The organism is Vibrio sp. QJM3NY_35 (assembly GCF_057785915.1).
In genome coordinates, this window is sequence record NZ_CM173508.1 from 1835144 (window position 1) to 1857186 (window position 22043).

Annotated in this window: 19 protein-coding genes, 2 tRNA genes and 2 pseudogenes; 10 read left to right on the top strand and 13 right to left on the bottom strand. The window is 43.5% G+C overall.

Annotated elements, in window-relative coordinates; translation table 11 throughout:
* Positions 1-99: 99 nt before the first annotated feature.
* On the bottom strand, positions 100-3267 hold the full coding sequence (locus tag AC3CH3_RS23425) for a chitinase C-terminal domain-containing protein (protein ID WP_488538583.1): 3168 nt from the start codon (positions 3265-3267) through the stop codon (positions 100-102).
* Positions 3268-3718: 451 nt separating this feature from the next.
* Between AC3CH3_RS23425 and AC3CH3_RS23430 the strand changes: the two genes are divergently transcribed.
* Positions 3719-5305, top strand: coding sequence for a BCCT family transporter (locus AC3CH3_RS23430; protein WP_488538584.1), 1587 nt, complete (start codon positions 3719-3721; stop codon positions 5303-5305).
* A gap of 128 nt (positions 5306-5433) precedes the next feature.
* On the opposite strand, the gene AC3CH3_RS23435 is transcribed toward AC3CH3_RS23430, so the two are convergent.
* The gene (locus AC3CH3_RS23435; RefSeq protein ID WP_017062654.1) at positions 5434-5796 is read right to left on the bottom strand and encodes a RidA family protein; all 363 of its coding nucleotides are present in this window, start codon (positions 5794-5796) and stop codon (positions 5434-5436) included.
* A gap of 281 nt (positions 5797-6077) precedes the next feature.
* Between AC3CH3_RS23435 and AC3CH3_RS23440 the strand changes: the two genes are divergently transcribed.
* On the top strand, positions 6078-6524 hold the full coding sequence (locus AC3CH3_RS23440; RefSeq protein ID WP_019821991.1) for a DUF417 family protein: 447 nt from the start codon (positions 6078-6080) through the stop codon (positions 6522-6524).
* A 116-nt stretch (positions 6525-6640) separates the two neighbouring features.
* Here AC3CH3_RS23440 and AC3CH3_RS23445 read toward each other — a convergent pair whose 3' ends face one another.
* The 7 genes from AC3CH3_RS23445 to AC3CH3_RS23475 all read right to left on the bottom strand — a co-directional run bounded on the left by AC3CH3_RS23445 (position 6641) and on the right by AC3CH3_RS23475 (position 12196).
* A complete protein-coding gene (locus AC3CH3_RS23445; protein ID WP_488538585.1) occupies positions 6641-7159 on the bottom strand; it encodes a GNAT family N-acetyltransferase in 519 nt (172 codons plus the stop codon).
* A gap of 70 nt (positions 7160-7229) precedes the next feature.
* Complete coding sequence (locus AC3CH3_RS23450; RefSeq protein ID WP_102291305.1) at positions 7230-7694, bottom strand: acyltransferase; 465 nt, start codon at positions 7692-7694, stop codon at positions 7230-7232.
* A gap of 113 nt (positions 7695-7807) precedes the next feature.
* Positions 7808-7957, bottom strand: coding sequence for a hypothetical protein (locus AC3CH3_RS23455; RefSeq protein WP_162929982.1), 150 nt, complete (start codon positions 7955-7957; stop codon positions 7808-7810).
* Positions 7958-8050: 93 nt separating this feature from the next.
* Positions 8051-8407 carry a hypothetical protein gene (locus tag AC3CH3_RS23460; protein WP_488538586.1) on the bottom strand — a complete coding sequence of 119 codons (357 nt, stop codon included), beginning with the start codon at positions 8405-8407 and terminating at the stop codon, positions 8051-8053.
* Positions 8408-8651: 244 nt separating this feature from the next.
* Positions 8652-9890, bottom strand: a complete 1239-nt coding sequence (locus AC3CH3_RS23465; RefSeq protein ID WP_488538587.1) for a RidA family protein — start codon at positions 9888-9890, stop codon at positions 8652-8654.
* Positions 9891-10497: 607 nt separating this feature from the next.
* Complete coding sequence (locus tag AC3CH3_RS23470; RefSeq protein WP_488538588.1) at positions 10498-11106, bottom strand: hypothetical protein; 609 nt, start codon at positions 11104-11106, stop codon at positions 10498-10500.
* 205 nt (positions 11107-11311) lie between these two features.
* The gene (locus tag AC3CH3_RS23475) at positions 11312-12196 is read right to left on the bottom strand and encodes an AraC family transcriptional regulator (RefSeq protein ID WP_488538589.1); all 885 of its coding nucleotides are present in this window, start codon (positions 12194-12196) and stop codon (positions 11312-11314) included.
* 193 nt (positions 12197-12389) lie between these two features.
* Between AC3CH3_RS23475 and AC3CH3_RS23480 the strand changes: the two genes are divergently transcribed.
* The 6 genes from AC3CH3_RS23480 (at position 12390) to AC3CH3_RS23505 (ending at position 18335) form a co-directional block, all read left to right on the top strand.
* Complete coding sequence (locus AC3CH3_RS23480) at positions 12390-13538, top strand: iron-containing alcohol dehydrogenase (RefSeq protein ID WP_017109485.1); 1149 nt, start codon at positions 12390-12392, stop codon at positions 13536-13538.
* A gap of 235 nt (positions 13539-13773) precedes the next feature.
* Entirely contained in the window at positions 13774-14520 is a 747-nt protein-coding gene (locus AC3CH3_RS23485) for an amino acid ABC transporter ATP-binding protein (RefSeq protein ID WP_017108097.1), read from the top strand.
* Positions 14520-15317 (top strand): amino acid ABC transporter permease, encoded by a 798-nt coding sequence (locus AC3CH3_RS23490; RefSeq protein WP_488538590.1) that lies wholly within the window; start codon positions 14520-14522, stop codon positions 15315-15317. The genes AC3CH3_RS23485 and AC3CH3_RS23490 overlap by 1 nt, the downstream gene beginning before the upstream one ends.
* A 12-nt stretch (positions 15318-15329) precedes the next feature.
* Positions 15330-16139: a transporter substrate-binding domain-containing protein gene (locus tag AC3CH3_RS23495; protein WP_012600468.1), complete on the top strand. Its 810-nt coding sequence runs from the start codon at positions 15330-15332 to the stop codon at positions 16137-16139.
* Positions 16140-16271: 132 nt separating this feature from the next.
* Positions 16272-17198, top strand: coding sequence for an amino acid ABC transporter permease (locus AC3CH3_RS23500; protein WP_019825309.1), 927 nt, complete (start codon positions 16272-16274; stop codon positions 17196-17198).
* A 192-nt stretch (positions 17199-17390) separates the two neighbouring features.
* A complete protein-coding gene (locus AC3CH3_RS23505; protein ID WP_019825310.1) occupies positions 17391-18335 on the top strand; it encodes an ADP-ribosylglycohydrolase family protein in 945 nt (314 codons plus the stop codon).
* A 54-nt stretch (positions 18336-18389) separates the two neighbouring features.
* Here the strand turns inward: AC3CH3_RS23505 and AC3CH3_RS23510 are convergent, their stop codons facing one another.
* The 4 genes and pseudogenes from AC3CH3_RS23510 to AC3CH3_RS23525 form a co-directional block, all read right to left on the bottom strand.
* Positions 18390-18821: a GNAT family N-acetyltransferase gene (locus tag AC3CH3_RS23510; RefSeq protein WP_019825312.1), complete on the bottom strand. Its 432-nt coding sequence runs from the start codon at positions 18819-18821 to the stop codon at positions 18390-18392.
* A 106-nt stretch (positions 18822-18927) separates the two neighbouring features.
* Positions 18928-19421: pseudogene (locus AC3CH3_RS23515) on the bottom strand (GNAT family N-acetyltransferase).
* Positions 19422-19493: 72 nt separating this feature from the next.
* On the bottom strand, positions 19494-19832 hold the full coding sequence (locus AC3CH3_RS23520) for a zinc ribbon domain-containing protein YjdM (protein WP_004731484.1): 339 nt from the start codon (positions 19830-19832) through the stop codon (positions 19494-19496).
* Between the two features lie 175 nt (positions 19833-20007).
* A pseudogene (locus AC3CH3_RS23525) lies at positions 20008-21170 on the bottom strand (threonine/serine exporter family protein).
* Between the two features lie 525 nt (positions 21171-21695).
* On the opposite strand from AC3CH3_RS23525, the gene AC3CH3_RS23530 reads away from it, so the two are divergent.
* Positions 21696-21770: transfer RNA gene (locus AC3CH3_RS23530), tRNA-Gly, on the top strand.
* A gap of 38 nt (positions 21771-21808) precedes the next feature.
* Positions 21809-21883, top strand: a tRNA-Gly gene (locus tag AC3CH3_RS23535).
* The last annotated feature ends 160 nt before the right edge of the window (positions 21884-22043 follow it).

The following is a 22043-nucleotide window of genomic DNA, read 5'->3' on the forward strand; positions in this document are numbered from 1 at the left end:
TAATTTATATTAAAGTCCTGATAGATAGACTTAAAAGCATTCGCATTTATTACCTATTACTACGCTCTATTATCTATAAATAGATTGCTTAGCATTAAATTAAGAACAAACTTGAGTCCAGCTACCATCGCTACCCGGTTCAGAACTTGTCCACCAGTTTGCTTGGTAAACACTACCGTTATGAACCACTTGGTCGCCTGTGTTTGCATGGCTTGGATTACCCGCCCAATCTTTCTGAGGTAAGTCTGGGTAAACCGCTAAACCCGCTGTATCACATGTACCTGGATTAGTGCCGCCATCGCCAGGGTTACCGCCACCTGAACTGATATCACCTAATGGTAGATCTGGTTGCTCGAAGCTAAACGCGTAATCAACACCACCGACATTTACCGCGTAGTTAGCAGGGCCAGAAATTGGCAAGTAATACACCATATCTAGCTCATACACACCGCCAGCAGGAAGCTCTTCCCATGTCGGCAAAGTAAACGCTACTCGGTGCATGGTTCCATCTAGTCCACCGATGTTATCCGCACGAGTATGACCCGAAGCAATCACAGACAAACCACCACCCGATTGATCTTTTGCATTATCAGGCGCAGACACAGGAATATCGAACTGGAACTCGGTACCACCCGGAAGTGCTTGACCGGTGTTGTTTGTAAACGTGATCTTAGGATTGATTGGGTAGTTTTGGTCACCGACTTTGAAGCCACCAACTGAAACCGTAATATCTAACGCTTCTGTCGGGATAGCGCCAGTCGCCACTTTGTTTCCGTATGGAGTCGCAGACTTAAACTTATCGTAGATAGCTTTCGTCATTGTATTACCCATATGGAACTCACCGTTACCGCTATTACACGCTTGTTCGGTCGTATCGATAGACGTTCGGTTGCCACTTGCATCGAGTACATAACAGTTATAATCCCCTGCTAGTTCCCAGAACATGATGCCGCCGATCTCTTTGTCGATAACGTAGTCTGCTTTCACATCAATAGACTGTTTATCTTCCGTTGAAAGGAATACGCCCTTCTCTGCATTCCACAACCAAGGAGCAACCGCCACGCTGTCATAGTTACGCGTGTAAGTGCCTGCTAAAACATCAGATGGATCGTTGACAGGATCAAGCTTGTAAGCCTCCGCATAAGAACCCCAAATACCTTTCTCTAGGTTCTTCGCGTGCCACATTGGGTTGGAGCCCGCGCCCATTTCGTTACCTTTCGGATCGGTATCGTGCCACATGTTGTCGATACCAATTGCGCCATGACCACAGTTGTTCTTCTCGCCTTCGCCTGTACCCGCCGCACATTCAGATTGATTTGGTAGCGCAGCTCGGCCCCAAAGACCATTTTCGCCACCCGTTACACCTTGCCAACCACGTGTGTAGTAAGGCACACCGATATTAATACGACCTGCTGGCATAGAACCACGGAAGTAATGGTAAGCCCAATCCGTGTTCAGATAACCGATACCACCGTAAGCCGCAGTGCCGTAAACGTTCCACTGTGCTAACTCTGAATCTTTACCTGTATCAAACAATGCAGCGTTATGGCCAACGTGATCGTTCCACGCACCGTGAAGGTCATAAGACATGATGTTTACGTAATCGAGATATTTGGTTACGTCGAATGTTTCCATACCGCGCAGTAGGTAACCAGAAGAAGGAGCTGCGATAGTTAACATGTAGTGATTACCATCTTGCGCAGACGCCGCATCAAGCTTCTCACGCAACACTTTCATCAACACTTGGTACGAAGCCCATAAGTACTGACGACGTGGTTCCATAAAGTCTTTATCGTATGGATTACCTGCGCCCGCCATTGAAGTTGGGTATTCGTAATCGATATCTAGACCATCGAACTGGTACTTACGCAGCATCTCAACCGCTGAAGTTGCGAACGTTTCGATACCTTGATGGTTAATAGAACCATCGGCGTTGGTTGTCATCGTGTAGAAACCGCCATCAGCCACTCGGCTGCCGTCTGTCGCAAAATGACCACCGGTTTCAGCCCAACCACCAATAGAGATTAGCGTTTTAACACCGTGTTTTTTCTTCGCTGTCGCTAACGCACCAAAGTGACCTTTGAAGCCTAAGGTAGGATCAACTTCAACGCCCGGCCACTCTTTACCAACCGCTGCGTTTTCAGGATCGTTTACATCACCCACATTTACTTTGCCATCTGAGCCAATGCTCACGAAAGCGTAGTTAATGTGTGTAAGTTGCTCCCAAGGAATATCATTTACTAAGTAAGCAGCTTGTGGGTCGTCCCCTGCACGCCAACTTGTGAAGTAACCAATCACACGACGTGGGTGATCTGCACCCATCTTCTCACGACCTTCATCATCGTAAATCGTACAGTAAGGTACATCGACACCTTGAGTTTGATACAGGCCATCAGGACGACAAGTGCTCACCGTTGGAGCTCCGTTAACCGTCAAAGAAGCCAGCGCTGAATCAGCCATTGCGCCTTGGTTGTCGGTTGCTTTCGCGTAAACCGCTAAAGAACCGGCTTGAGTCGTTGTGTAGTCTAATGTGTATGGGCTTGTCGCTGCTGTACCCACAAGGGCACCTGCTACGTAGAAATCAACCTTATCGACAGTGCCATCACTGTCTGCTGCTGTTGCAGTAAGCGTTACCACACCACCAACATCGACCGCGGCTGCTGAGAGCGCAACTGAAACTGTCGGTGCTTCATTACCTGGTTGTGCTGAATCAACAGAAACAGAAACCGCACTTGTAACACTTACTGCGCCTTCATTGTCCGTTGCAACAACTGAAATCTGATGGTTACCAGACGTTGCAGCCCAAGCCGCTTCAAATGGTGCCGCTGTCACAACCGCGACCGAAGAACCATCAACAAAGAATTCTACTGAAGCAACACTGCCATCAGCGTCCAGTGCTGTTGCACTTAATACGACGTTGTCACCCTCAACAATCACATCGGATGCCGTTGGCGTTGTTAACGAAGCCGTTGGTGCTTCATTTGGTGTACCACCGCCTCCATTGCCACTACACACATCCAGTTTTTTCCACTGTGCATAGTCACCTTCAAATTGGCTCGGATTGTTGTTTTGATTCCAGTAATTTGCTGAGTACGCGCTGCCGTCATGTGAAACCTGATCACCACCGGTGTACACCGTGGCAGAGTCCCACGTTTCTAACGTTGAACAATCAACAGCCGCATAACTGTTGAACGCCATCAAGCATGACGCGGTGAGAGTACTGAGTGTAAAAACCTTCTTGGCCACTCTTCCTTGGTTTAGGTGCATGTTAGCTATCCCTTAAGTTGTTGTTTCAATATGTTTAATTTAAGTGGCACTTTCTTCACCACTTAAATCTCTTCGCAAAACAACTGTAGGTAACAGCGCCAATTAAACACCTAAAATATTCAGTATTTATAAAATGACTCGCATTAATTTGTTTATAGCATGCAATGAGTCGACACTTATTTTGCACCAACAACTAATATTAATTTATTTCGGAAAGCTAAAAAATAATATCTCAAAAATCGGAAATGTGATTTGGATTCGAGAAAAAAATCCGTATCAAAACTAGCCAAAAAGTAGTGATTTAAAGGCGATTTGGGATTCTTTTGGGAATTCGCCCACTTTTTGATAACAAATGTGTTAGTATCGGCGGCTTTTTTGACGAACCTCACATTTCTATGCAAATGTGGGAGAAATACATAGGCTTGAAAGAGCCAAATATAGCGAAGAAATAATGTCCAACTTGACGCAAGTCGCCAACGAAAACATCAACGCAGAATCTACTTCTATCGATTTCAATAAAGCTCAATCTCTGGGTGAAAAACTGGAACTCGGAAACCCAGTCTTTTGGCTTAGTGGCAGTTTTTTAACCCTCTTTGTCATCCTCGCTTTTACCAACACCTCCGTGTTGTCCGAACTTGTTAACATTGGCTTCAGTTACTCAACTAAGTGGTTCGGTGCTTTCTGGCAAGTCCTACTACTTCTCAACTTCATTATCGGTTTAGTGCTTGCACTAGGTCGCACCGGCCACGTTCGCTTAGGAACGCTTGCCCTACCTGAAATGACCACCTTCAAATGGATGTCTATCGTCCTATGTACGCTGCTAGCTGGCGGCGGTGTGTTCTGGGCAGCTGCAGAGCCTATTGCTCACTTTGTTTCGGCTCCGCCACTTTATGGCAACGCTGATCCACAAGCGATGGCGTTTAACGCTCTATCACAATCTTTCATGCATTGGGGTTTCCTTGCATGGGCAATCTTAGGTGGCTTGTCTTCTATCGTGTTAATGCATCTGCATTACGAAAAAGGCCTTCCTCTTAAGCCTCGCACTCTGCTTTACCCTCTACTTGGCGACAAGGCAATCAACAGCTGGGTGGGTAACGTAGTAGACGCATGCAGCATTGTTGCTGTAGCCGCAGGTACTATCGGCCCTATCGGTTTCCTTGGTCTACAAATCAGCTACGCATTGAGCGAACTGTTTGGTATTTCAGACAGCTTTGCAACTCAAAGTGTCGTTATTATCTTTGCTATCGCTATGTACACATTGTCTGCATTAAGTGGCGTGAACAAAGGAATCCAACTGGTTAGCCGTTACAACATCATCTTGTCTGTGTGTCTAATCGGCTACATCCTACTAGTCGGCCCAACGAGCTTCATCATTGATGGCTACCTGCAAGGTATGGGCGAAATGGTCGATAACTTCATCCCTATGGCGCTTTACCGCCAAGATACAGCGTGGCTAGGTTGCTGGACGGTATTCTTCTGGGGTTGGTTCTTGGGCTATGGTCCGATGATGGCGATCTTCATTGCTCGTATCTCACGTGGCCGTACCATTCGACAAATGATCGTATCTATCAGCATCGTTGCACCGCTTGTAACTTGTTTCTGGTTCAGCATCGTTGGTGGTAGTGGTTTAGCGTTTGAATTAGAGAACCCAGGCGTGATTTCTAGTGCGTTTGAAGGCTTTAACCTTCCAGCTGTTCTTCTAGCAATTACCGCGCAACTGCCGTTCCCTACTTTGATTGCGATTCTGTTCTTAATCCTGACGACCACGTTCATCGTGACGACAGGTGATTCAATGACCTACACAATCAGCGTAGTAATGACAGGCACAACAGAGCCGAACGCAGCGGTACGTACCTTCTGGGGTATCATCATGGGTGCAGTAGCTATCGCGCTTATCTCAATGGGTTCTGGCGGCATCTCTGCTCTACAGTCGTTCATTGTGATCACAGCCGTTCCTGTATCCTTCATCTTGCTACCGTGTTTATGGCACGCACCAAAGATCGCAAAACAGATGGCAAGAGATCAAGGCATCGCTTAATACCTAATCCGATTTAGTCTCGGTTAGCGTGTAAAACGAAAAAGCCACTCAAGTGATTCACCTGAGTGGCTTTGTTTTATCTGTTCGTTACTTGTATTAACGAAGCTTATTTCTACCGATAGTTCGGCTTATTGAAACTTTTCACCCGCAGCAACCATAAACGACATCTCAACCAATAGCTCAGGATTAGCAAGTTCTGCTTTCACGCATGCACGGCTTGGCGCGCAGCCTTCAGGGAACCACGCTTCCCAAACTTCATTGAGTGCATCAAAGTTAGCGAAATCCGTGAGATAAATAGTCACTGACAATACGCGAGATTTATCACTGTCTACCAAACTCATCATTTCTTCGGCTTGTTCGAAGATTTGCTGAACCTGACTCTTAATTCCTGCTGTTGTATCCGTCTCTGCCACTTCCACAAAGCTTGCAATACCGTTAAAAACAGTTACATCAGACCAACGTTTGGTCGGGTTAATTCTATGAATTTTCACTGGTTATACTCTTCTTATAATTAGGGTGAACATCAGCGTAATCTAATCCAAATCGCGAATATTGAAAACAAAAATTGGAAAACTCGCGGTACCTTTTGAACAGCACTATCGCTTCCCCATTGCTTTGGTTCTCAACATCACTAGCCTTTAAGCCCCTATCGAGACAATAAGTCGCCACGTGTCAAATCTCTAGATAAATATATTAATTATTATTCTCAATGCGAAATTTAATCTGAACTCTTGCGGTCATATTCAAGGATTTTATTAAATGGAGTACTTTTATGCATGTTCAAACCTATGATTTAAAACAGAGTAATGTGGGGTATAACCTTGGAGTGGTTGGCGTAGCATTGGTGTTAGCTTGGATTGGTATTTACAAGTTCACACCAACTGAAGCGATGCTCATTGAACCGCTAATCGCAAATCATCCTGCAATGAACTGGCTTTACAACCTGTTCTCAGTCCAAGCTGTGTCTAACATGGTGGGTGGCGCGGAGATCATTGTTGCGATTGGACTGATCGTTGGATTTAAGAAACCGACAATTGCTTTCTATTCAGGCATTGCTGCATCGGCTATCTTTGTTGTGACACTGAGCTTTCTAATTACAACGCCAAACGCTTGGAAAGTATCGGATGGCATCTTAGTCACTAACTTCTTCCTAGTGAAAGATATCCTGTTTTTAGCGATCGCAATTAGCGTAATCGAACGTAATAAACCTCAGAAGTAACTGTAAATCTAGAAATGGCCAAAACCTAGAAGTAACCTTAAACCTTGAAATAAAAAGACTCGAAGCTGGCTAGAAGGACGCTACCAGCTTCTAATGTATAAGGCACTGATAGTCACCTAGTCAGCTAACACCTTACGATAATAATTGGCATCTTGATGTTCTCCTTTAAACACCGCGTAGCTCTCAACATACTCGACCAATTCAAAACCGGTATTGGATAAGGTTTTGTTGGAACCGATATTGCCCACTAACGCATAGGCATCAACATATTTAAGGTTGGTCTGTTCCTTCAAATAGAGTAGAAACTGCTTTACTGCGTTAGACGCAATGCCTTTTGAAGCAAAGGAATGACCAACTCGATAACCTAGTTCTCCACTTTCAGTGTTCTGGTCGATATCACGAACGTTGATTCTCCCACAAATAGTGCCATTAGCGTCTTTGATCAACATAGGAATCATCTCGCCATTGCCATACTCTGTTAGAAAACTCGTGACTTGCTCAGCAACGCCCGCATTTGAATAGAAACTGTCTTCCCGAGCTGGGACAAATTGCTCAAACCACTCTCTATTTTCGACTTCAAATTCCAATAAAGCACTAACATCATTTGAATGAAGCAAATGCAAAAATACATCCATGATTAATACTCTAACGCTTAACTAAAAAGCCGCACCTTATGATTCATATAGTGCGGTTTCTATTCTGAATTTAAGGTAGATCTCTTAACTTCTTAGCAGGGTTGCCTGCATAGATACCTTTCTCAGTGATGTCTTTGGTCACCACACTGCCCGCGCCGATTACCACCCCTTCGCAAATGCTGACAGACAACACTGTCGCATTCGAACCAATAGTAACGTTATCAGCGATAACAGTTCGCCCCCAACTGTCTGGGTTTGGATCTGGCTTGCCATCTTTAAACAAGTCATTCGCGAACATCACGCCGTGGCCTACGAAGCAGTCACTTCCGATAATTACATACTCACAAATAAAGGTATGAGACTGAATCTTACTTCTGTCACCGATAACCGAGTTCTTTTGAATCTCAACAAAAGGGCCAACGAACACATCATCTTTAAGCTCACAACCATAAACGTTGCTTGGTTCGATGATAGTGACATTTTCGCCACACGTAATATCAGTAATCTGCGCCTTTAAAACTCTAGGACTTGCCATACTTCCTCTCGACATTGGCGTCATAATTCAACCTAAGCGATTGTGCCTTATGCATTAAAGTGCATCAAATAGATGTATTGAGAGTTGGCAGTGGATCAAAGATTCTACATAAGTTAAAACAAGCCAACCAACACGACTGACAACAGTATGCCTCCGATAAAACTTGGGGCATGAAATGGGCGAGCTTTAGATTTTACGTACTCTTTTTGAAGGTCTTCTTGGTAAGTTTTGACAGCAAGTTCTTTTACATAGTTATTTTGCATAATAAGCTCCTTTTCAATGAGTAAAAGAAGCTTAAGACTTGAAGTTAGGTTGAGGTAAAGTGAAAATTCAAATTAATCGGCATGTTTGTCTTGCTACTCAATAATAACTCTGAATACATCGTTATTCACGCCGCCAACATCCACTAACTCTCCGGGCTTCATAACAAGCGAAGTATTTAATTGTCGAGTCGAGCGCGGCTCTTTCTTTTCTCGAATCACGAGTATATCGACGAAGTAGCCAGGATCTTGCTTACGTATTGCCCCTGAAAAAGTCACGCTTTCAACCCTATCCGCGAGCACTGAACTAAATGTTTTATCCTCTAAAACACCTGCCGAGATCGATGTATCGCCATAGAATAGCGTGATGTTTTTTGGGTCGGGTATCAGTTCTTGGTTGGACGAACACCCTATTAGGGCAAGGCACAGCAGTAAAATAATTCGAAATTGCATAAACTGGTTTTCTTTATTACGTTAAGCGTCTGTTTTTCATATTAAAACACTTCGACTTAATAAGCACCATATGTTGAGAATAAGCTTAATTAATTCGCTTTGAACGAGTTGTGTAGCGAGGCTTGATGATTGATTAACGTCTAGGATGACGTTAACTGATCAGATCTACGGTTGATGTGCCACTCCATATTTAGGAGTTTAAACCGAGATCTGATCGCTGTTATCGAGAAAGGTTAAATGACGTTTAGTCTTGTGGCGGCGTACCTTCGCAGTTAGAAACGACGGCATCAATTTGAATTAGAGCATTCATAGGGATCTCTGAAACCCCAACCACCGTTCTTGCTGGTAAGTCAGCGTTAAAGAATGTGGTGTAAATCTCGTTCACCGCCTCAATATCTGAAACATCTTTAAGCTGAATATTAATTTTCACAGTATCGTCCATGCTGTGGTCAACACTTTCAATTATCGCCTTAATATTTTGTAAACATTGTTCCGCTTGCTCTTTTACACCACCAGCAACCACTTCATTAGTTTTCGGGTCTAAAGGTAGCTGACCAGAAATATGATTGTAGTGAGAGAAAGCAACGGTGTGCGAATAAGCCATGAAAGGGGCATCGACAGTATTATGAGCTTCAATAACCAACAAGCGAGTGTCTTCCGGTAATTGCGGCGGTGTACCGTCGCCATGTGAAACGGATGTATCAATTTGAATTAAAGCGCCCATTGGTAGTTCAGCGGCATTAACAACCGTTCGCGCTGGTACATAACTTGGGAAGAACTTAGCGCAAACTTCATTTACCTTTTCAGCATCTTCAACATTTTTAAGGTAGATAGTGGTTTTAACCACGTCATTCATGACATGACCGATACTCTCTAGAATCGTCTTAATGTTTGCTAAACATTGTGTCGTTTGTTCTGTAATACCACCTGAAACCAACTCACCTGTATTTACATCGATAGGCAATTGAGCTGAAAGGTTGTTGTAGTGAGAAAAAGCCGCTGTCTGAGTAGAAACAACACTTTGAGGCGCGTTATCTGTATTTCTTGATACCTTAACTAGTGCGCAAGGTGCTTGTGGTTTAGTGCCTTCGCCGTTAGAAATCAGAGCATCCATTTGCACTAGCGCGTCGCTGTTTGGCAGCGCAGCTACACCCACAACGGTACGTGTAGGCAGGCTGTTGTTAAAGAAGCTTTTGTAAACTTCATCGATAGCATCGATATCAGAAATATTCTTAACGAAAACATTAATCTTCACCACATCATCCATAACATGGTCGATGCTTTCAACAATGACTTTAATATTATTTAAGCATTGTGCTGCTTGGTCTTTAATATTACCGATTACGACTTCACCTGTTTTAGGGTCAATAGGTAATTGAGCTGAAAAGTTATTATAATGAGAAAAAGCGACCGTTTGTGTAGATACAGAATTAATTGGTGCATTTTCAGTATTTCTTGAAATTTTAATGATATCGCTATTCATCGGTATTATCCTTTTAATAATATAGGAATACGTATTTATATTTAATAATCGTATTGGAAAGAATGATTAAAGTAGCGCCATATTAAGTGAATTATTTTAGGGTAAACGTGATACCCGTCAGACTATAAGTTGACTACAAATCAGCAAGTTACAGAATAATTAGTCATCGAACGACTAATTATCCGTCATAGTAGGCTTTATCAACTGCTAAATTATCTTTAATTTTAAGTCTATTCAATAATCCTGAATACTCTCTCTTAGAATACGATGAGTAATTCCTAAAATTTAGATAATATTTGATAGGTTGTTCACACTAAACCTCCGTTAATAGCTAGGTTAGTGAGTTTCTCCCCTATACCCGTGCATAAACTCTTAAGCTATTTAACTAATTATTTTAAAGAGTCTATTTTATACAAATACGTTAAAAATATGTTCGATACTAAAATGCCAATAATCTGACAAAGACCATGGTTAGATACATTTACTCATGTAATTAAACAAGTGTGAGGTTTAGGGTAACTGCGTGAGAAAGGTGATTGTGATAGTAAGAAGTGGTGCTTTCTGGAATTAAGATGGCGTCAAAAATGAATGAGCGACGCCATTATGCTTATCTTGTTCTGACTTTCTTTCCAAAGAAAATTTCTATGCTGTTTACTGCCTCAGTAATCTGGATACTAAACGGATCATTTTCAGATCTGTAATAAACATCCTCATTGTTTTTTGCAACTCTCTCAGGTGAATTATCAACAGTAGCACCTGGACCAGCATACGCACCTTTCAGCCAAAAATGTAACCATATATCGGCATTAATTTTACCTACACAATTTTGAATACCTTCAAAGGCAACGTAAGCTTCATTAGACCAAATTACTTTGCTTTCTAATCTAACAGCTTGCAGCTCAGACCATACATCTGAAACAACACTTAACCTTTCACTGTATATCCTCTGTTCTTCTTGGAGTTGATTTCCTGCTTCTACTTCTTCTTTTTTAAGATGTAACATAGGATGCCTTACGGCCTGAATTGCTTGCTGTAATTGGTAGGTTTTTAAGATTGCGCTCTTTGCAACTTCATATTCACTTGTTCCACGAAGCTGCCTTTTCCAAGTAAAAAGCCCTAGTACAGCGATGCTCAACGCTCCAAAGGTACCGATTATTGATACCAAATCCTTCGTCAGCGTCCAATTCACATCGCTAATTGAAAAACAAATATCCAAAACCCCTCCGATAATTAGACAAAAACTTAGTATTTAAACGCAGAGGCCTCTCTGCCGAGCCTGTAAAACACACTGATAGTATTCTGTTCGGTCACTAGATAACAATGATTTAGCTTAGGTTTTCCTTTGATACACAACAGAGTAAATAGTTCCTCTACAAAATAAAAAGTACCGCATGTTTCGGAACATAGATGTTGAGTAAAGGCTAAACAGCTCTTGGGGTAGTATTGAAGTGGCGCTTAAATTCTCGGCTGAATTGGGATGGACTGGAGTAGCCGACTCGGCGAGCAGCATCGCTGATTCGTAAGCCTTCTAGTTGAATCAGTTCTTTGGCTTTGTTAAGCCTAACCTTCTTCAAATATTGAAGCGGTGATTCAAAGGTGACATTACGAAACGCATTGTGGAAGGCAGACACACTCATGTTGGCTTCGTCGGCAAGCGATTGAACAGTAATAGTTTGGTCATACTCTTCATGCACTTTAGATAGTGCTTTAGCGACACGTGCGTAATGGCCGTCATGATGGGCCAAATCAAACAGCACTCGCCCTTCTGAACCGGTTAGGGCGCGGTAGACAATTTCGCTGACCATGGCATCACCCAATATGTTGGCTTCGATGTCGCAATGCAGCATTTTCACCAGTCGAGTAAAACTTTCTAGCATTTGCTCTTCCATCGGCGTGGATTCTAAGCCGCTAGAGTTCTGTTTGTGCTTATTGCAGTAGCTCTCAAGAAAGCCTTGGTCTTCGAGCTTTTTGACTAAGCTATGCAAGCGCTGAGAATCGATGCTTATCGACAAACCAAGCAATGGTTCACCATTAACAGGCAAAGCCTCACACTCCAACGGCATTGGCACACCGACTACAAGGTAATCACCAGCTGCGTAAGTGACTGGGCGTTCGCCAATATAGATATTCTTTTTACCTTGCCCCAGCATTATGATGCCAGATTGGTAAGTAAAAGGCTGACGCTGATTGCCGCCGCTGCTTCTATATAACCACACGCCGTCAATTTCTGTTTCTCTGATCCCTTCAAGATCATCCCAACCTTTGTGTTCAACGTAAGACTGTAATAACTGCGCGAGTTCTTTCATAAGTGGCGACTTTCCATTCCAAGTGCTAAGAGTATGTAAGCTAAAGCAGAGGAAGAATATCAACTTTGTAGAAATAGGCAATTTATTTGGAGAAACAGCCCTTCATTACCCCGAATGACTGTACTAATATGCAAATATAGAAATTGAGCAATAAACCAAAATAACAAATTTAGCTTTACACAAGGAATCTCTAATGCAATTTACTTATGTTAACCCTACCGTTATCCACTTCGGCCAAGGCCAAATCAACGCTATCAGCCAAGCGGTTGATACTTCGAAGAAAGTACTAGTCATTTACGGTGGCGGTTCAATCAAAAGCAACGGTGTTTACGACCAAGTTGTCGCTTCTCTGAAGGATCACGCTTGGATTGAGTTCGCGGGTGTTGAAGCTAACCCAACGAAAGAGACGCTAGATAAAGCCGTCGCTCTTGTTAAAGAAGAAAACGTAGAGTTCATTATCGCTGTTGGCGGTGGTTCAGTAATCGACGGTTCTAAGTACGTTGCTGCGGCGGCTAAATACGACGGCGACGGTTGGGATATCCTAGCGGGTAAACACCAAGTAACAGAAGCGACACCAATTGGTGCGGTACTGACACTTCCTGCGACAGGTTCTGAATCTAACATGGGTGCTGTAATCACGCGTAAAGAGACTCAAGAGAAACTGGCGTTCATGAACCCAGCAGTACAACCTAAGTTCGCGGTTATGGATCCAGACGTAATGAAGTCTCTTCCAGAGCGTCAATTGATCAACGGCTTAGTTGACGCATGGGTTCACGTGTGTGAGCAATACATAACAATGCCAACAGACGCGATGGTTCAAGACGGTTACGCAGAAACACTGCTTAAAAACTTGCTTGTACTGGGTAAGCAATACGACGAGCGTGACAACGACGCATGGCGTGCAAACCTAATGTGGACGGCAAACCAAGCGCTTAACGGCCTGATTGGTACTGGCGTTCCTCAAGATTGGGCAACACACATGATTGGCCACGAGTTCACAGCACTATGGCACGTAGACCACGCACGTTCTCTTGCGATTGTTCAACCTTCACTACTTCGTAATCAAATCGAAGCGAAGCGTGGCAAGCTAGAGCAAATGGGTCGTAACGTATTTGGCCTAGAAGCGGGTGCCGATTTAGCAGAGCGCACTATTGCTGCAATCGAAGCGTTCTACCACAGCCTAGACGTTCCAACGATGTTCGACGGTTACGAAACAAACAAAGCAACTGCGATTGATAGTGTTGTCGCGCAACTTGAATCACACGGTTACCTAGAGCTTGGCGAGAACAAAGCAATAACGCCTCAGAAAACACGCGAGATTCTAGAGTCTGCGATTCAATAGCGGTCAAAATAAGAGCAAGGAAAACAAGGTTCTAAAGAAAATCACTATAATCTAAGAATTTATTCCGTGAAACTGAACCAAATTCTTTGCCCTTGCGTATATCCTCAAGCAGCGTCCAAATCAGGCGCTGCTTTTTAATTTGCCCTACAAGATGCTATTAAATTCTCATAAGTCCTTAATTTTATGTGCATTCAGATTTCTATATTGGTAAGGTAAACCTGTCTCTTTACTAGGTATGAACAACGATTTGAACAATCTCAAGGAAATGGTTAAGTTTAAGTCACTTAACAAGTGGTATGGTGATTTTCATGCCCTAAAGGATATCGATTTAAATATTGAGCAGGGAGAAATAGTGGTGATTTGCGGGCCGTCAGGTTCGGGGAAATCAACTTTAATCCGCTGTATCAATCAGCTAGAACCCTTCGAAAGTGGCGAGCTTTCTGTGCTAGAGCAAGTGCTTCCAAGCAAGTTCAGCACTCCAGGTCAAGTCGGAATGGTGTTTCAGCACTTTCATTTATTCCCCCATCTTACTGTGCTTGAGAACCTAACTCTGTCGCCGATTCGTACGCTTAAAAAAAGCAAACAAGAAGCCGAGAAGATTGCAATGCACTATCTCGAGCGCGTACACATAGCAGAACAAGCCAACAAATACCCTGTACAACTTTCTGGTGGCCAACAACAACGAGTGGCTATCGCACGTTCACTGTGCATGAAGCCTGAATTGCTGCTTTTTGATGAACCAACTTCAGCGCTTGATCCGGAGATGATCAACGAAGTGCTCGACGTGATGGTTGAACTGGCGAGCGAAGGTATCACCATGGTGTGTGTGACCCACGAAATGGGCTTTGCAAAACAAGTGGCCGACCGCGTTATCTTCATGGATGAAGGACAAATTGTGGAATCGAATACCCCACAAGCGCTCTTTGAAAACCCTCAACATGAACGTACTCAAGCGTTCCTAAATCAGATCCTGACTTATTGATGTTGCTTCGAATTATTAAACCCGCCCTTTCCGCTCTAGTACAAATTGTTGTACTGGTGGCTGCTGTTGTTTGGATTCTCGATTCTGGTGCACAAACCATGGGATACAGCTGGCAATGGGAGCGCGTGCCGGACTATATTGCTTTCTATGAAGATGGCGAATGGTGGCCTGCAGAGTTAGTTGAAGGGCTGTTGGTTACTATCAATATCTCTTTGATTTCTTTGATCGCTACGTTGATCATTGGTTTAACGACAGCGCTATTGAGAAACTCAAATTCTGTGATTGGACGCACGTTAGCCACCAGCTATGTTGAGTTGATTCGTAACACGCCGTTATTAGTACAAATCTATTTGCTCTATTTTGTGTTTGGCCCCGTATTAGGGCTCGATCGTTTTAGCACTGCCGTTTTAGCCTTAGCACTTTTCCAAGGTGCTTACACCGCCGAAATCTTCCGTGCTGGTTTAAATGGTATTGCGAGAGGACAATTTGAAGCAGCTCAATCTTTGGGCTTATCAAAGACCTATACTTATTGGGATGTGATTCTTCCTCAGGTGGTGCAACGCACCTTGCCACCTTTGACTAATGAAGTGATCTCTCTTATCAAAAACTCTTCGATTGTGAGTGTCATGGCTATCTTTGACCTAACAACCGAAGCCAGAAACATCGTTTCTGAAACCGCGATGCCATTCGAGATTTGGTTCTCTGTGGCGATCATTTATCTTGCTCTTACACTTTCACTTTCTGCCGTTGCTGCTTGGCTTGAGCATAAGCTCGGGGCTAACTGGCGAACACAATAAGGATTTATCAGCATGAAGCTATTTAAAACCGCGATTACAGCCCTACTTGCGCTTGCAGTAAGTTTGCCTGCACTTGCTTCTGAAACGCCTAACCTCGATAAAATCAACGAACGTGGCTCACTGCGCGTTGGGATGTCGACATTTGTTCCTTGGGCGATGCGTAACAAACAAGGCGATCTCGTTGGCTTTGAAATCGACGTGGCGAAACGCCTTGCCGAAGATTCTGGTTGGAAAGTCGAATTTGTACCTACGGCATGGGACGGTATTATCCCTTCTCTATTATCGAAAAAATTCGATGTGATCATCGGCGGTATGTCTATCACTGAAGCTCGTGCTAAAAGCGTATTATTCACTGAACCTTACTCGCACTCTGGCGTTCAACTGGCGGCTAATAAAGAGCTAGCGGAAGGTTTTACCCAGATCTCTGATTTTGATTCTCGCCGCGTAAAAATTGCAGCACGTCGTGGAGCATTCACGGTTCAAGTCGCTCGTGAAACCTTCCCTAAAGCGAAAGTTCTACAGTTCGATGACGATGCTCAAGCATTCCAAGAAGTGTTGAACGGCAACGCACACGCGGTTATCGCGTCTAGCCCGAAACCAGAACACGAAACGATCAAAAACGCAGACACGCTATTTATTCCATTTGAAGAGCGTCTATCAAAAGGTAACGAAGCATTTGCAGTTCGCCTAGGTGAAACTGACAAGGCAGAGTTCTTCAACGAATGGATCAAAGCACGTACTGAAGATGGTTGGTTAAAAGAGCGTTACGAGTACTGGTTCTCTACTCTAGATTGGCAAGACCAGATTGCTCAAGGTCAGTAATCAGAACTTTTGCTAGTGAATCGAGGCAGTGCATTGTCTGCACTGCCTTTTCATCGGCAACTTGACGCTTTATTGATGATCTAAAACTCAACAAAACAGCCTACTAATTATTATTGTTTAAACAGGAATGACGTGAGTAGTACTAGCGCATTAACAACACCTAAGCCCAACTTTCATATGAAGCCTTGGTATCAACGCCTTACTCTTTTGGATGGCGTGTTACTCGCCGTCATTTGTGTGTTTGCAGGCTGGCTTTATTATCGTTCGGCTGTTGGTATTAATTACCAGTGGCGCTGGGAAGATGCGTTTACACTAATTTTTATTCCACCTTCTCAAGGCAGTATTCCCTATTTTTTCCAAGGCTTGATCGCAACGCTGCGCTTAAGTTTATGGAGTATGGTGTTAGCACTCTCTTTTGGCACATTGTTAGGTGTGGCAAGACACTCAAAGATCGCTTTTTTCAAAACACCGGCACTGATTTTCATTCAATTGGTTCGTAATATTCCGCCGCTGGTGTTTGTCTTTATCTTTTACTTCTTTGTTTCTAACCAACTGATCCCATTGCTTGGTTTAGAAAGCATTTTACGTGAGCACAACGGCGAGATTAATGCTGTTCAAGATTTCCTATTCGGCCCAGCTAACCTTTGGGAAAACTTAGCGTCTGGTGTTATCTGTATTGGCTTGCTCTCTTCTGCTTATATTGCTGAAGTGATTAGAGCTGGCTTAGAAGGTATTCCTAAAGGCCAATGGGAAGCGGCCGATTCACTCGGTCTGTCTGCATTGTCTAAGTATCGATTTGTGGTCGGTCCACAGGTATTAACTGCCATCACCCCGCCATTGGCTGGCCAAGCAATCTCCTTGGTTAAAGATACGTCGATTGTGTCTTTGATTTCTATCCAAGAGATGACGTTTGTTGGTACTGAGATGGCAAACTCTTCAGGTTTGATCTTTGAGATTTGGCTGATTGTAGGCTTCGTATATTTTACTTTGTGCTTTGCGCTTTCACGTCTTTTCAAAGTGATTGAGCAGCGCTCTAGTGCCTATCTCAACCATCAATAACACTACCAATCAAAAATACGAATTCACCAGACTATTCATCGCCCTTATCAATTTCACCTGATTGGTTTAAGCTGTTGACCAATCAGGATTTATCCCTTCATATTTCTTCTTAGAAACACAGCAAAATACTCGCCTAATCACTATACTTAACGTACCGAACTACGTTGATTCATCTCAAGGACATTGCTCAACATGGACAATCATAAAGAAAGAGCTTTTTACGCCGTTGTTGGCGCATTGGTTGGAGACGCAGCTTCAATGGGGCTGCACTGGCTGTATGACCAAGAGAGGATCTTACACGTGGCTGGTTTTGAGCCTGAATTTCGCTCACCGAATCGGTTCGATTATCAAGACAAAGGCTACTTTGCGCACCAAGGTAAAACCGCAGGTGAGCAATCGCAATATGGTGCTCAGTTACTGGCGATGGTCGACAGCTTAGTCGAAAACCAAAAATACGATGAAGCGAACTATATTCAACATTTCCGCTTCTGGTTTGATTTTGGCGGCAGTTGGCAAGGCTACATTGATAAAGCGACGCGCATGAGCTTGCTGAACATCCATCAATTAGAACTAGAGGACGCCCCGATTACTGCCTGTGGCGCAGACGATACGCAACTTCCCGCAGTCTCAAAGATCATCCCATTGGTGGCGTGTACTTACACCTCTCACACTTTGCCAGCCATGGTAGAGAGTGCGGTGCGAGTCACTAACAATAACGACAAAGCAGTGGAGTGGGCGCAAGCCATCACCCTATTGGTTCAAGCGGCAATTCAAGGCAATTCACCATTACAATCAGTAGAAATGGTGCGACAAACCTGTAGCAAGTTTGTACACGACCAAATCGACATGGCTTTGGCTGATCCCGAACTTTCAATAACAGATGCCGCGAAGAAGTTCGGATTGCATTGTGAACTGAGTGCCGCATTTCCCTTGCTGATTCGCATCATTGCGGGGGCCCAGAGCTTTAAACAAGGTATTCGAGACAATATCTTATGTGGCGGTGACAGCTGCGGGCGTGCAATTGTGATTGGCGCGGTATTAGCGGCGTGTTTCTACGAAGAAGATGGCGAAATTCCAACCGAATGGCTAAAACAAGTCGAACTCAATGCCGGTGTATTGTCTTTGCCTATTGAGTGACGATGACAACACAACGGCACATTGTGCCGTTGAGGTTATAACTAACGCTTGGGCTTACTGACGCCACATATAGACAAACTGGTCGTTTTGCGAGGTGATTTCGAAGCCAAACCTTAAATACAACTCCCCAACTCGATTACCTTGTAAATAACACAACGCCACAGGCTTATTGAGTTTGGCTGCTTGAGTTAAGTAATCCGTTAAAACTTGGCTACCAATACCTTTACCATGATATTCAGGCAGTAGGAAGAATCGACAAAAATAAAAGTGGTCGTCTTTGTCTTGTAACAACACACTGCCAATCGCTTTGCCTTGATATTCAATGATTTCAGGCCGTTCTTCTGCCCACTCTTCGGCGTGTATATCTCGTTGAATCTGATCATCCCAGCCAAAAACAGCTTTGATTGGCTCAAATTCAGCCGCCTTTTTTAGCTCGAACAGAAATTCATAATCTGATGACTGAGCGGGTCTTGTCGAATACTTCAAAACATCTCCAACAATAATCAATGAATAAGAAACAACAGCGGGTTCATTTCCAAAAAGCTCGCTCACGACAAGCAAGTGAAAATTGGAAGGTGCCATGCTTCAGTGTTCATTTAGGGTTTAGTTGATAGCGTAGAACTTCGTATTTATCTTGCTCTGAGTAAAAGGTATTTAAGAACTGTCCACCGCACTTCTCAATCACTTTTTGCGAAGCAATATTGCCCCTCTCACAGGTAATGATAGCGCTTTCGGTCAATACGTGTCGTGAACCCAAGACAACATATGACTTGCGATACCACGCCCTCTGGCTTGCGGCAGCGTCTCATATCCGATATGTCCTATGACATCGTGAATGTAAGGACTGGTACCATGACGAACTCTTACCACTCCAAGAATACAGCCAGACTCGAAACAAAAATAAGTAGAAGCAGGCGTCCACCCTTCAGGCAAACCCTCACCTTTTGAATAAGCGATTCGCCTTTTTAAATAGGCATCACTGCCATCGGAAATGCCCGTGTAAATATCTAACCCATCTTCAGCACAGGCGCTCACATAGTGATGAAAGGCTGTTGAATGCGAAAGAGCAGCTTTAACAATGTCCATATGATGTTGATTCTCCGACGGCTCCTACGCTATTTAGTTCAGGAGCAACTCGCTATTTTGACCCATTATCGACTATTGCTTCTTAACGTACTTCGCTGTAACCAGCATTTCACCGCCACCATCCAACTTGCAATCTAGCTGGTGGTCTTTACCTTCGTTGATACGTCGAATCACGGCTTTAGTGCCGATTTTCAATACGCTAGAACTTCCTTTAATTTTTAGATCTTTAATGAAAGTTACTTTATCTCCACTTTCCAATACAACGCCATTCACGTCCTTAACACGCGCGGCTTCTCTTTCTAAACGCTCTTCTTCTGGGTTCCATTCGTAGGCACACTCAGGGCAGATTAGATTGTTTTGGTCTGGGTAGACATATTCAGATTGGCATTGCGGACAAGGAGGTAAAGACATACATTAATACTTCATTTAAATAGAATTTGTTCCATTTTAATGGCTCTTGTTAGGCTTAGCGAGCATAAATCTAACAAGTTTTACGAAGAGTTAATTGTCTTAAAAAAGATCCGTACCTAAAACGAACAAACACAGCCGCTAAGCTGTGTTTGTTTAAAAATTTGAGAAGCGGAATTTAACGTTCGACTTTTGGTGAGTAAATCGAGTAAGCGGTGATTTGCCCTGCCACGATTGCAGAGAACATAAACAGCGCCGATAAACCGATACTCGGGATCGGCAAGATAGATTGTTCAAACACCGATTGGCTCGCACTCACTAATACTCGGCTACCCGGAACCAAAATGATGATCCCCTGCACGATGTAGATTGAGCCCGTGAGTTCCATCTTCTTGGCAATCCAAGTTCCGTACAAAGTAATAAGAACCGTGGTTACCCAAGTACCCACAACCCAACCACTATCAAAACCGAGGTAGAACGGCCCCACATGCCAAGAACCGCAACTGGCAAGCCAAGTAAAATGTCTTTAGGGCGCGCATTGAACATCACACCGATAGATACTGAGATCAACACCAAGCCGGATATGTGCATCCACATCGGTACCGCATTGGTATAGTCGATGGAAACCGCTTGTCCCCATATCGCTTCACCGATGTTGAGACCCATGATAATCCCAACAAACAGCTTGATCAGCGTTAAGGCACTCTGCCCTAATAAACTGGTACCAGAGACGAGATCATTAAACGCCAAACATTCTAATGCGTTAGCTATGGATAATCCGGGGACGAACAAAACGATTGACGCAATACACAACGCCCACACCGGAATCGGCAAGCCTGTACTCGCCAAAAACGCCACGAAGATACCCGTTAACAATGCCGAAATGAACTCAACCGCGATAGCGCGACGTGAATGAAGAACTTGCTGACAGACCCAAACCATCAAACCCAATAACGCAGAAAAGCCCACCGCTTCCAACGTACTGCCCACCAGCATCAAATACGCAGGCGGAATCCCCATATTGGCTAGTGCAGTCACAAATTTAGAGTAACCGACAGGCTCTGGTACAGGCTCACTGCTCGGTTGGTTAATACGAATGATCGTATTGGCCAACAAACTCAGGTTAATTGAAGCAGGCTTTAGACGCTTTAGAATCACAGCGTTGTTATCGTCTGGAAACTGATAATTAATCGCGGTTGGCGTTGCTTGGATCATCACATCCACACCATGCTTTTTAGCATAATATTGTGTATATTTTTCAAGCTTATACGGAGCGCAACCACTGCGGTGAAGAGTATCACCAATTTCAACAATTTTGTTAATTCGGAACTGAGAAGGCATGGGTATTTTAGGGGAGACAAAATGTGCGGCAAATGTACCAAACGACAGACGGAATGACGAGGCTTTTGCGTGAATTATCAACTGAACTCGTTACTTTTTTCTGCAAAGGCTTAGAAGTCTCTATAACTCTACTCATTTGGGATTAGTTTACTGAATGTTTTGACCGGCTAATAAGTTAAATTTATGCATTCAGATTGTTATTAACGAACGCCGAAACACGAATAAAAATCAGTTTATGTTAACACTCCAAATACCTTAATTTTTATTAGATTTATGACAACTGAGTACCACTAAAGCAGGTTTATAACTTAAGGTGGATTTATCGAAAATAACGGCATGACATTTACTATTATTTCTCGCCCTCCTTTTAACGAGATTTTAGTCACATTTTATTCACTCTCATAACGCCAGATATGATTGAAAAACTAGCGGAGTGGTGGTTATGCGAGCACTTAGAATAAAAATGAAAGAAAAAGGTTTCGTTTTCAGTTAGATGTGGCATTATCAAACTCGTTAAGACGATGTGCGTACATCGTATAATGGCTATTACCTCAGCCTTCCAAGCTGATGATGCGGGTTCGATTCCCGCTGTACGCTCCAGTCTTCTTGATGGCTCAGTCTTACTCTTAAGACAGTGTGCGTGCATCGTATAATGGCTATTACCTCAGCCTTCCAAGCTGATGATGCGGGTTCGATTCCCGCTGCACGCTCCAACTTCTGTTTAGTTTCAAATCTCTTTAGTTACAATATCCCTTTAGATTCACCATCTCCTCTTAGCTTCAAAACCTAAAACAATTAGAACTGCGCACTTCATTGTGTGATTTTTTGTATTAAAAAAAGAGCAATACCAAATGATATTACTCTTTGAATATT